Here is a 10,402-nt window from a genome sequence, read left to right on the forward strand (position 1 = left end):
CTACCCAAGCGAGCCTGCCAGGACGTGGCGCGCTCCCTAGCCTACCGGCTCCCGTTATCTTCCTGCAGTTCTTTCTTGAACGGAATGTCCGGCGGTGGCCGCGCCACGGCCGGCTGGTCCTGCATGTTCGGATTGGTAAGGCCACAGCCACCACCGGCCTGCAGGATCGAGATCACGCAGGAAATCTTCGTATTGGTACCCGGCAACGGAATCTCCATTGCCTTTATTCCCTTGCGCACCCACTCGGCCAGCAGCGATTCCTGCGGGACCCAGTATTTGTCGAATGACGTGGGCGTGTAGTCGTAAGGCGGTCGCTTCAACCAGGTGCCCGATTGCGCGATGCGTTCCTTGCTCCAGCCATCGTTGGCACCACCGGGCGCACCGCGCTCGGCACGTCCATCGCCTTCCTGGCCCGGCACGCGGACGCTGCCATCGGCGTTGAACAGGCCACTGCCCTTGCCGGTGGCGCTGGCCTGGCGGGCGCCCTTGTTGGCGCCGTCCTGTTTGCGGCTCGACGCCCCCCAGTCATCGCCCTTGGCGGGCGTGGCCCAGTTGCCCGGATCGGGGGCCGGGCGCGCTCCAGCCTGGGCCGGTGCCGTGCTGGAGGCGGACGGCCGTGGCGTGCTGCTTTCGGCCTGGCGCGCACTGCCACTGGCCGCAGGCGCGGCCGTTGTCGCTGGCGCGCTGCCGCTGGACGTTGAAGGCGCCGCCGCGGGTGCCGACGCGACTTCGCGTTCCCGCACCTGCAGGTCACGGCCCAGCGGCGCACGCACGGTCGGCTCGCGCCCGGCCACAGCAGCCATCCGTACCTGCGGATCGACCACGGCCTGCACTTCGCGCTCGCGCACCTGCACATCGCGCTGCGGCACACGGACCTGTACATCGGCCGTGCGCAGCGGCTGCGACACTGCCGGCGCTTCGACCGTACTGACTTCGCGCTCCTGCACCGGAATGTCACGCAACTGCGGTGCCGGCACGGCGATCTCCGGCGCACGCAGTGGGGTTGGGACTGGCGGCGCCTGCACGGGCTGCACGCTGCGCTCGCGCACCGTGGGCGTGGTGTCACGCGGCACGATGCTGACCTCGGTACGCGGCACGCTCACCGGCGGCACCACGAAATCCGCACTGGCCTGCGCCACTTCGGTGGCCTGTACGGGCGAAGGCGGCGGGGCGGCAAGCGGGGCCGGCTCCGCTTCGGCAGGCGGTGGTGGCAGGCTGGCGGTCGGCGCTGGAGCCGGTGCGGGCGCAGGCGACGATCTGGACGCAGGACGCGGTTCAGGCGACGTCGCTGCCCCTCCCTCCTGGCCGGCGGCAACCTGGCCGCCAGGAGCAGCCGCAGCTGCGTCGGCACCAGGCTGATCGCCACCGCCTTGCTGGCTCGCGCGACCGACGAATTCCACCTGCAAGCGCTCGCCTTCGGCGCCCTCCGCTTCCGGTGCCGTGGTGCGGATCACCGCCACCCACAGCAGCAGCATGAAGAACAGCAGATGCAGCAGCGCGCTGGCCACTGCCGAGAGCCAGCGCATCCAGCGCTGGTCGCGCGGCGCGGCGTCCCAGTCCTGCCAGAACAAGCGGCGCAGCGCCTGCCACGGCGACAGCTGCGGCGATTGACCGGGTGGCCCCGGCAACGGTCGGGGCAGCAATACCGCGATCACGTCGCGCGCGTGGTACGGCCGCGGCAGCGGCCCCAGCGAGCGCAGCCACAGCGCCCAGCCATAAGGCAGGCGCGTGATCTTCTCGAGGACGGCGCGGGGCTGCTGGCGCGCCAGCAGTAGATCGATGAGTTGCTCGGCCCGGGTCAGAGGCACGCGTCAGCGATCAGGCGACGTTGTCGCGCGGGATGTACGGCGCGTGGCCGCTGTCGTGGTCGGTCGCGTCGCGCACGGCGGTCACGCCCGGCACGCGGCCCATCAGGGTCTTTTCGATGCCCTGCTTCAGTGTCACATCGGCCATGCCACAGCCCTGGCAGCCACCGCCGAAGCGCAGCAGTACCACGCCGTCGGCCGAGACTTCCTGCACGGCCACCTTGCCGCCATGCGAGGCCAGCTGCGGATTGACTTCGTTCTCCACCACCCAGTGCACGCGCTCGACCAGCGAGGCCGCATCACCGGGCGCTTCACCCTTGATGCGCGGCGCCTTGATGGTCAGCTGCTGGGTACCGGTATTGCCGGCGACGATGTCGATCTCGGCCCCGTCCAGCCAGCCGACGCTGCCGGCATCGACGTACAGGGTGAATCCTTCGCAGTCCACCGCCCACTCATCGCCGAGCAGGTCGGTCGGTTCGGCGAACTCCAGCCGGGCGTCGGCGCGCGGGGTGCCGGGATCGACCGCGCTCAAGCGCACACCCATGCCGGGCACGCCCTCGCGTTCGATCAGCTTGCGGAAATGGGTCTGGGCAGTGTCGGAGATCTGGATCATCAGGCTATTCTAGCCAAGTACGCGTCAGCCGCTCATTCGGTTTATACACCGTCCGGCGCATTGTTCAGTCAACACGAGGTGGAGATTCCCATGGCCGACCTGATTCCACTGGCCCAGGCCCGTTGCGTGCCACGCCAAGGCAGCGACCACAAGCTCGGCGAGGCCCGCCTGGCCGAACTGCTGCCGCAGATTCCCGGCTGGGAGCTGAGCGAGGGCGGACAGGCCCTGACGCGCACCTTCCGCTTCAAGGATTACTACGCCACCATGGCCTTCGTGAACGCGCTGGCCTGGATTGCCCACCGCGAGGACCACCATCCGGACCTGGCCGTGCACTACGACCGCGCTGTGGTGCGCTTTTCCACCCACGATGTGGGCGGCCTGAGCGAGAACGACTTCATCTGCGCTGCGAAGACTTCGGCCCTGACGGAGCAACTGCCATGAACGTACGCTTGCTGAGCCTGTCCCTGATTGCTGCGACCGGCCTGGCCGGTTGTGGTGCCTCCGAGCCGCCGGCGCCGCCAGCGACCGCGCCGACCGAGGTGGCCGCGGTGAAGACGCCGCCGCCGCAGTACCCGCTTGAACTGGCCTGCATGGGCGTGGGTGGCACCAGCACGTTCAAGGTGACCATCGGCACCGACGGCAAGCCAAGCGAGGTCGCCCTGCTCACCGGCGCCGGCAATCCGCAGCTGGACGAGCTGGCCAAAACGGCCGTTCAGGGCTGGCAGTTCAAGGCTGCCACCCGTAACGGCGCTGCCGTGCCGGCCACCATCCAGGTGCCGGTCAGCTTCAACCCGCCGCAGCCGAAGCCCGATCAGTGCTTCGCCATCGAAGAACGCTTGCGCCGCGGCGGCTGATCGCGCGCGCCCCGACGAGGCCAGCCGACGCCCGCCTCGCCCTCCCCGCCCCGGGCTTATCCGGGGCGGCTGTCTGTTGACCAGGACCGCGTCGGTACATGCTGCAGATTCCCCCCGAAAATGTCTGGATCGCACTGGCGGTCACCCTCGCGGCCGGCCTGGCCACCGCCATCGGCAGCCTGCTGGTGCTGTTCTCGCGCCGCCCCAACCCGCGCCTGCTGGCCTTTGGCCTGGCCTTCGCCGGCGGCGCGATGGTCTACGTGTCGCTCTCGGAAATCCTCAACAAGTCCATCGCATCGTTCGCCCTGGCCTATGGCGAGCGCAGCGGCTTCACCTACGGCACCCTGGCGTTCCTGCTGGGCGTGATCGTCATCGTGCTGATCGATCACTTCATTCCCAATCCGCATGACAGCCTGGACAAGCAGGACCCCGCGTTCCGCGAAAACAGCCGCGAGTACCTGAAGCGGGTCGCGCTGCTGACCTCGGTCGCGATCACAGCGCACAATTTCCCGGAAGGGCTGGCGACCTTCTTCGCCACGCTGGAAAGCCCGTCGGTGGGCATGCCACTGGCCTTTGCCATTGCCATCCACAACATCCCCGAGGGCATCGCGATCGCGGTGCCGGTGTACTTCGCCACCCAGAACAAGGCCTATGCATTCAGTGCCAGCCTGCTGTCCGGCCTGGCCGAGCCGGTGGGCGCGGCGCTGGGCTACTGGCTGCTGTCAGGATCGCTGTCGCACGCCACGTTTGGCTGGGTGTTCGGACTGATCGCCGGCGTGATGGTGTTCCTGGCGCTGGATGAGCTGCTGCCGGCGGCCAAGCGCTATGCCAAGGGCCACGAGACGGTTTACGGACTGGTGGCCGGCATGGGCACCCTGGCGATCAGCCTGGTGCTGTTCAAGTGGTGAGGGGTTCCCGGCCAACGGGCTGAGCCCCCTCGCGGCTGGCGGAGCGACATTCCGGGTTGGGCCGGCCGAGGTGGGTTTGCGGGGGACGCCGTAAACCCATCCTTGGGGGCTTGGGCGCGCCATCCATGGCGCTTACACCCCCGCAAACCCACCTCGCCCGGCCTCTGACAGGCTATAGGCGTGCCAGCCGCGCGATGAAAGAATGAAAAAGCGAAGCCCGCGCTGCGCGCGTGAGTCGAGCGTGGCTCGACTCTACAAGGGCTGCGTGCGGGTATGGGTCTACGCTGCGGCTGTCAGGTCCGCCTTGTAGCGAGCCGAGCACCGCAGGTCCGGCGAGGGCGAAGAGGCGCGGGTGTCTGAGCGCAGCGAGTTCCGCGCCGCCCCTCGGCGGACCGAGGAGCGCAGGGTACCGGCGCGCAGCGCCGGCTCGCGGATGGCGGCGTGTTTCTTTGGTTACTTTACTTTGCACGAGCAAAGAAAGTGACGAGCCCACTCATCGCAGGGAAGCGACGGCGCCGACCAAGCACCCGGCGCCGCCGAACCGCCGTCAGCGCAGGCGGTCCAGCGCCTCAACCAGCTCATCGGCCAGCGGTGCATTCAGCACGTACGGGCTCTTGCCGTCATCCAGCGCGAACTCCAGCGAAGCCGCGTGCAGAAACAGGCGCTTCAGCCCGATCTGCTCACGAAGCCGCTTGTTCACCGCCGGATCGCCGTACTTGTCGTCACCGGCCACCGGGTGGCCCAGATGCTGGGCGTGCACGCGGATCTGATGGGTGCGGCCAGTCTCGATGCGCACCTCGCAGTACGAATGGCCGCCGCGGCGCTCCAGCACCCGGAAGTGGCTGATCGATTCCTTGCCGATCGCGTTGACCTGCACATGGCGCTCGCCGCCCTGGCGCAGGCCCACGTGCAGCGGCGCGTCCACCGTCATCACGCCATCGGGCATGCGCCCGGCCAGCAGGCTCAGGTAGCGCTTGCGGATGCCAGCGCCATGGTCTTCACGCAGCAGGGCCTGCAGTTCACTCAGCGCCGAGCGCTTCTTGGCCACGATCAGCAGGCCGGAGGTGTCGCGATCCAGCCGATGGACCAGCTCCAGGGTCTGCCCCGGGCGCAGCGCACGCAGGGTCTCGATCGCCCCGAAGCTGATGCCGCTGCCGCCATGACTGGCCACGCCAGAGGGCTTGTTCAGGGCCAGCAGGCGGGCATCCTCGAACACGATGGCCTGCTCCAGGCGGCGCATGAACGCCTCAGGTGGACCGGCCTTGTCTCCCTCCTCGCTGAGACGCACGGGTGGTACACGCACCTCATCGCCCGCCTCCAGCTTGCGCTCGGCCTTGGCGCGACCGCCGTTGACCCGCACCTGGCCACTGCGCACCAGCTTGTAGACCAGGCTGCGCGGGGCCCCCTTCAGCTGGCCGAGCAGGAAGTTGTCCAGGCGCTGGCCGGCGCGGTCGGCGGGAACGGTGATCATGCGCACGGAAGGCTTGTCGCCTGCGGGCTTGGTGGGGTCTTGGGCGGTCATCAGGCTGTTTATTCTGTTACACTCGGGGGGCGAGATAAGGGATTGATTTCGTTGGAAGTTACTCAGGGCCAGAAGCCCAGCTTCCGACGAATCCGGCACAGTGCGCGACCACCGCCCGCGGGGCGGCCATGTTAGCGGCTCACCGGCCTTCCCGGCCATCGCCGGATGCCTGACACGCAACCGTGCTGAACATGTCCCGCGTGGCGCTCCAGCCTGGCTGACAGCTGCCTGCGGCCCTGCAACACCCAAAACCCATAAGAGTGAAGCGCTCCCGCGGCCTGCCGTGGTGTCGTAGCGCTGGAAACCCAAGCCGCCCTCCCCGCGCTTGCGCGAATGGGCGGCGAGCCGTGTCCAGAGGCGAAACCCCATGGCGTTCCGCGCGGTAGCCGCTTGCGAGGAACGCAACAATGAAGCGAATGCTGATCAACGCAACGCAGGCTGAAGAGCTGCGTGTTGCCATCGTGGATGGCCAGTCGTTGTATGACATCGACATCGAGCAGCCGTCGAAGGAACAGAAGAAGTCCAACATCTACAAGGGCCGGATCTTCCGCATCGAGCCCTCGCTGGAAGCGGCCTTCGTCGAATACGGCGGTGGCCGCCATGGCTTCCTGCCGTTGAAGGAAATCTCCCGCGACTACTTCCAGGCCGGCGTCGACCACAACAAGGCCGGCATCCGCGAACTGCTGAAGGAAGGCCAGGAGATCGTCGTCCAGGTCGACAAGGAAGAGCGTGGCAACAAGGGCGCCGCCCTGACCACGTTCATCTCGCTGGCCGGCCGCTACATGGTGCTGATGCCGAACTCGCCCAGCGCCGGTGGTGTGTCCCGCCGCATCGAGGGCGAAGACCGGGCCGCGCTGAAGGACGCGCTGGACAAGCTGAACATTCCCGACGACATGGGCGTGATCATCCGTACCGCCGGCGTCGGCCGCGATGCGGAAGAACTGCAGTGGGACCTGGACTACCTGCTCAACGTCTGGCGCGCCATCGCCGAAGCCGCGCTGAGCAAGCCCGCTCCGTTCCTGATCTACCAGGAGTCGCGCCTGATCGTGCGCGCCCTGCGTGACTACCTGCGCGCCGACATCGGCGAGATCCTGGTGGACACCGAGGAGATGTACGAGCACGCCCGCGAGTTCATGCAGCAGGTGATGCCGCAGACCCTGCGCAAGCTCAAGCACTACAAGGACGACATCCCGCTGTTCAACCGCTTCCAGATCGAGTCGCAGATCGAAGGTGCATACGAGCGCAACGTGCGCCTGCCGTCGGGCGGCTCGATCGTGGTCGACCAGACCGAAGCACTGACCGCGGTCGACGTGAACTCCTCGCGCGCCACCAAGGGCAGCGACATCGAGGACACCGCGTTCCAGACGAACCTGGAAGCGGCTGAGGAAGTGGCCCGCCAGCTGCGCCTGCGCGACCTGGGTGGCCTGGTGGTCATCGATTTCATCGACATGGCCTCCAACAAGCACCAGCGCGAGGTCGAGAATCGCTTGGCCAACGCGCTGAAGTACGACCGGGCCCGCGTCCAGGTCGGCCGCATCTCGCGCTTCGGCCTGCTGGAAATGAGCCGCCAGCGCCTGCGCCCGAGCCTGGGCGAGTCCAGCCAGATCGTCTGCCCGCGCTGTGACGGCCACGGCCGCATGCGCAGCGTCGAGTCGCTGTCGCTGTCGATCATCCGCGTCGCCGAAGAGCATGCGATGAAGGAGAACACCGGGCAGGTGCTGGTGCAGGCCCCCGTGGAGATCGCCAATTACCTGCTGAACGAGAAGCGCAGCGCCCTGCGCGAGATCGAGCAGCGCCACGAGGCGCCGATCGTGATCGTGGCCGACGAGCAGCTGCATACCCCGCACTACACCGTCACCCGCCTGCGCGAGAACGAGTTGGGTGAAGAAAGCAGCAAGCCCAGCTACCAGCGGGGCACCCCGCGCAAGCTGCCGGTGCACGCGCTGACCAAGGGCCAGCTGAACATCCCGCCGCCGGCGGTGACCCAGGTCAAACACACCTCGCCCGCCCCGGTTCGCGAGGAAGTTGAGCCGGCCAAGGCAGCCCCGGCCCCGGTCGCGGTCGCACCGACGGCCCCGGCCCCCAGCGGCGGCGTGATCGGCTGGCTCAAGCGCGTGTTCGGTGGCGAACCGGCCCCGGCGCCGGCGCCGGCCGCTCCGGCGGCGCGTCAGTCGCAGGACGGTGGCCGCAAGGACCGCAACAAGGATCGCAACAAGGACCGCAAGGACCGTCGCGACGACAGTCGTGGCAATGGCAACGCGCAGCAGCAGAAGGATGGCGGCAACCGCAAGGACCGCGGCGAGCAGCGCAAGGACGGCCGCAACGGCAACAACGGCAATGCGCAGCAGCAGCCGCAGCAGGGCAAGCAGAAGGAGCCGCAGCACAAGGATGGCCAGCAGCAGCCGCAGCAGCAGAACAAGCCGCGCAACGAGCAGCAGGGCCAGAACCAGAACCAGCAGCCAAAGCTGAAGCAGCCCAAGCAGCCGCGCCCGCAGCAGCAGGACGGTGACAAGCCGGCCGAGAAGCCGCAGCGCAATGCCGCCGAAGCAGCTGCCGAAGCCGTGACCGCAGCGGCAGCCGTAGCCGTTACGGCCGTCGCCGCCAACGGGGTGAACGCGCTGGAAGCCACCGCGCCGGTGACGCCGGTTGCTCCGGCACCCGCCGCTCCGGTGGAAGCCGCTGCGTCGGCCGACACCGCTGCCAACGCTGGCAGCGCGGCCGAGGTGACTGCGGTTGCCGGCGAGGAGGCTGCAACCGCCACCAATGGCGAGCAGGCAGGCGAAGGCGCAACCCGCCGTCGTCGTGGCCGTCGTGGTGGCCGTCGCCGTCGTCGCGGTGGCACCGAGAATGCCGTCGGCAGCGACGCCCTGGGCGATGACCAGGACGATGGTGATGACGGTGAAGACACCGACGGCGCCGAGCCGAGCGTCAACAACACCGCCGGAACCGCTCCGGTTGCTGCGGTGCAGCCGGTCCGTTCGCAGCCGGAGTTCGACTTCGATGACGAAGTCGAGCCGATCGCCATCGAAGCCGGGAAGCCGGCCCGCGCTGCCGCCGCTGCGGTTTCCGCACCGGTTGCGGTGGTGAGCAGCGCCGTGGTCGAAGTCTCCGCCCCCGTCGCGGCTGAAGCGCAGGCGCCGGCCGAGGCTGCTGCGAAAACTGAAACGGTGTCCTCGCCGGTGCAGACCAGCATGCTCGATGCCATCGACGCTGCGACCCCGGTTCAGCCGGTCGCCGACGCCACTCCGGTGGTGGACGCTGCCGCGCCGGTGATCGAAGCAAAGCCGGTTGTGGCTGAAACGACCGCAGTGGCTGAAGCCGCTCCGGTGATCGAAACGAAGCCGGTCGCGGTCGAGGCCGCGCCGGTCGTGGAATCGAAGCCGCAGGTGGTTGAAGCAACCCCGGTGGTTGAAACCAAGCCGGTGGCCAGTGAGAGTGGCCCGGTGGTGGAGGCCGCCCCGGCCGTTGAAGCCACGCCGGTCGTCGAGACTGCGCCGATCGTGGAACAGCCGGTCGCGCCGGTGGCGGTGGAAGCCGCGCCGATCGAGGCCGCTGCCCCGGTCGCCGAAGCCGTGGTGACGCCGTCAATCGATCCGGTCGCCGATGGCCATGCCGACGCCGCAGCGCAGGCTGCAGAAGCCAGGGCCGATGAAGAAGACGAAGAGGCAGCCAAGCGCACGCCTCCGTCGAACTGATCGCGCCTTGATAGCGTGAAAACGAAACGGCGGGGATCAATGATCCCCGCCGTTTTTGTTTGTGCGTCGGGCCGAACCGTGCCGACCAAGGTTGGCACCTACCCAAGCGTGCCTGCGTCAGGGTTTCGGCGCGAACTGCAGGCGGGTCCACACGCCGTAGTGGTCCGAGGCCCAGCGACCGCTGTCATCGGGCTGGTCGAACAGGATCTTCGCCTCGCGTGCGACCATCTCGTCCTGCTGGAAGAAGATGTGGTCGATCCGCGACGGCGCCTGGTAATAGTGACGGTTGAGCGTACTGACCGCGGACAGATCGGTGTTGACATGCACGCTGCCGTAGCTGTCGCCGTAGTGGCTGCGCAGCTCGCTCAGGTCGCCGGCATCCACCAGTGCATTGAAGTCGCCGGCGATCACCACCGGTGCACCGGCCGAGGTTGCAGTGATGAAGCGCAGCAGGTCTTCGACCTGGGTGCGACGGATGCGCTGCCCGTTCTCGTCGCTGCGCTCGTTCAGATGCGTGGCGTAGATGTTTACCGGCGTGCCGTCGACGTCGATGCGCAGGTGGGCCACGGTGCGGTAGTCGTCCAGCGGCTGCAGCAGATGATCGCCCTGAGCGAGGATCGGCCGCCGGGTCAGCAGCGCATTGCCGTAGCGCTTGGGTGCCGCGACCGGATCGGTGGACACGAACACATACCTGTAGCCGAGTTGGCCGGCCAGCCATTGCGCCTGGTTTCGCACGTTGCGGCGCTGGATCACTTCCTGCAGGGCAACCGCATCCGGCTGCAGGCGCTTGAGCTCGGCCAGGATGGTGCGGCGCCGGCTCGGCCAGTCTTCGCGGTCGTGGTGCAGGTTGAAGGTGACCATGCTCATGCCCGGCGCGCTGGCAACGTCGGGCGCCACAGTCGTGCCAGCCGGTTCAGCCGCCATCATCACGCCCGGCAATGCCATTGCAATGGCCAGCCCCAGGGCGCGCACCGACGTGCGCACCTTCGCCCGCTGCTGCTTCAT

8 protein-coding genes are annotated in these 10,402 nt (G+C 68.1%); 4 read left to right on the top strand and 4 right to left on the bottom strand.

Annotated features, from left to right (window positions below; genetic code table 11):
- Positions 1 to 41: 41 nt before the first annotated feature.
- Positions 42 to 1,808, bottom strand: a complete 1,767-nt coding sequence (locus G370_RS0109825; RefSeq protein WP_019660449.1) for a hypothetical protein — start codon at positions 1,806 to 1,808, stop codon at positions 42 to 44.
- Between the two features lie 10 nt (positions 1,809 to 1,818).
- On the bottom strand, positions 1,819 to 2,418 hold the full coding sequence (locus G370_RS0109830) for an NfuA family Fe-S biogenesis protein (protein WP_019660450.1): 600 nt from the start codon (positions 2,416 to 2,418) through the stop codon (positions 1,819 to 1,821).
- A 90-nt stretch (positions 2,419 to 2,508) separates the two neighbouring features.
- Here G370_RS0109830 and G370_RS0109835 point away from each other — a divergent pair, with 90 nt between their 5' ends.
- The 3 genes from G370_RS0109835 (at position 2,509) to zupT (ending at position 4,180) form a co-directional block, all read left to right on the top strand.
- Positions 2,509 to 2,859, top strand: a complete 351-nt coding sequence (locus G370_RS0109835) for a 4a-hydroxytetrahydrobiopterin dehydratase (RefSeq protein WP_019660451.1) — start codon at positions 2,509 to 2,511, stop codon at positions 2,857 to 2,859.
- The gene (locus G370_RS0109840; RefSeq protein ID WP_019660452.1) at positions 2,856 to 3,272 is read left to right on the top strand and encodes an energy transducer TonB; all 417 of its coding nucleotides are present in this window, start codon (positions 2,856 to 2,858) and stop codon (positions 3,270 to 3,272) included. Before G370_RS0109835 ends, G370_RS0109840 begins: the two co-directional genes overlap by 4 nt.
- A 98-nt stretch (positions 3,273 to 3,370) precedes the next feature.
- Positions 3,371 to 4,180 carry a zinc transporter ZupT gene (gene zupT, locus G370_RS0109845; protein ID WP_019660453.1) on the top strand — a complete coding sequence of 270 codons (810 nt, stop codon included), beginning with the start codon at positions 3,371 to 3,373 and terminating at the stop codon, positions 4,178 to 4,180.
- Positions 4,181 to 4,727: 547 nt separating this feature from the next.
- Here zupT and G370_RS0109850 read toward each other — a convergent pair.
- Entirely contained in the window at positions 4,728 to 5,702 is a 975-nt protein-coding gene (locus tag G370_RS0109850) for an RluA family pseudouridine synthase (RefSeq protein ID WP_026347071.1), read from the bottom strand.
- Positions 5,703 to 6,109: 407 nt separating this feature from the next.
- Here G370_RS0109850 and G370_RS0109855 point away from each other — a divergent pair, with 407 nt between their 5' ends.
- Entirely contained in the window at positions 6,110 to 9,397 is a 3,288-nt protein-coding gene (locus G370_RS0109855; protein WP_019660455.1) for an Rne/Rng family ribonuclease, read from the top strand.
- Positions 9,398 to 9,514: 117 nt separating this feature from the next.
- Here G370_RS0109855 and G370_RS0109860 read toward each other — a convergent pair whose 3' ends face one another.
- Positions 9,515 to 10,402 (bottom strand): endonuclease/exonuclease/phosphatase family protein, encoded by an 888-nt coding sequence (locus G370_RS0109860; RefSeq protein ID WP_019660456.1) that lies wholly within the window; start codon positions 10,400 to 10,402, stop codon positions 9,515 to 9,517.

Origin of the sequence: Stenotrophomonas hibiscicola ATCC 19867 (assembly GCF_000382065.1) — a bacterium.
Classification (GTDB): domain Bacteria; phylum Pseudomonadota; class Gammaproteobacteria; order Xanthomonadales; family Xanthomonadaceae; genus Stenotrophomonas; species Stenotrophomonas hibiscicola.

What these genes read in the sequence shown, in the direction of transcription:
- G370_RS0109835 (WP_019660451.1), top strand. Translation starts at nt 2,509, where the DNA reads ATGGCCGACCTGATTCCACTGGCCCAGGCCCGTTGCGTGCCACGCCAA.
- G370_RS0109850 (WP_026347071.1), bottom strand. Translation starts at nt 5,702, where the DNA reads ATGACCGCCCAAGACCCCACCAAGCCCGCAGGCGACAAGCCTTCCGTG.
- G370_RS0109855 (WP_019660455.1), top strand. Translation starts at nt 6,110, where the DNA reads ATGAAGCGAATGCTGATCAACGCAACGCAGGCTGAAGAGCTGCGTGTT.
- G370_RS0109840 (WP_019660452.1), top strand. Translation starts at nt 2,856, where the DNA reads ATGAACGTACGCTTGCTGAGCCTGTCCCTGATTGCTGCGACCGGCCTG.
- G370_RS0109830 (WP_019660450.1), bottom strand. Translation starts at nt 2,418, where the DNA reads ATGATCCAGATCTCCGACACTGCCCAGACCCATTTCCGCAAGCTGATC.
- zupT (WP_019660453.1), top strand. Translation starts at nt 3,371, where the DNA reads ATGCTGCAGATTCCCCCCGAAAATGTCTGGATCGCACTGGCGGTCACC.
- G370_RS0109860 (WP_019660456.1), bottom strand. Translation starts at nt 10,402, where the DNA reads ATGAAGCAGCAGCGGGCGAAGGTGCGCACGTCGGTGCGCGCCCTGGGG.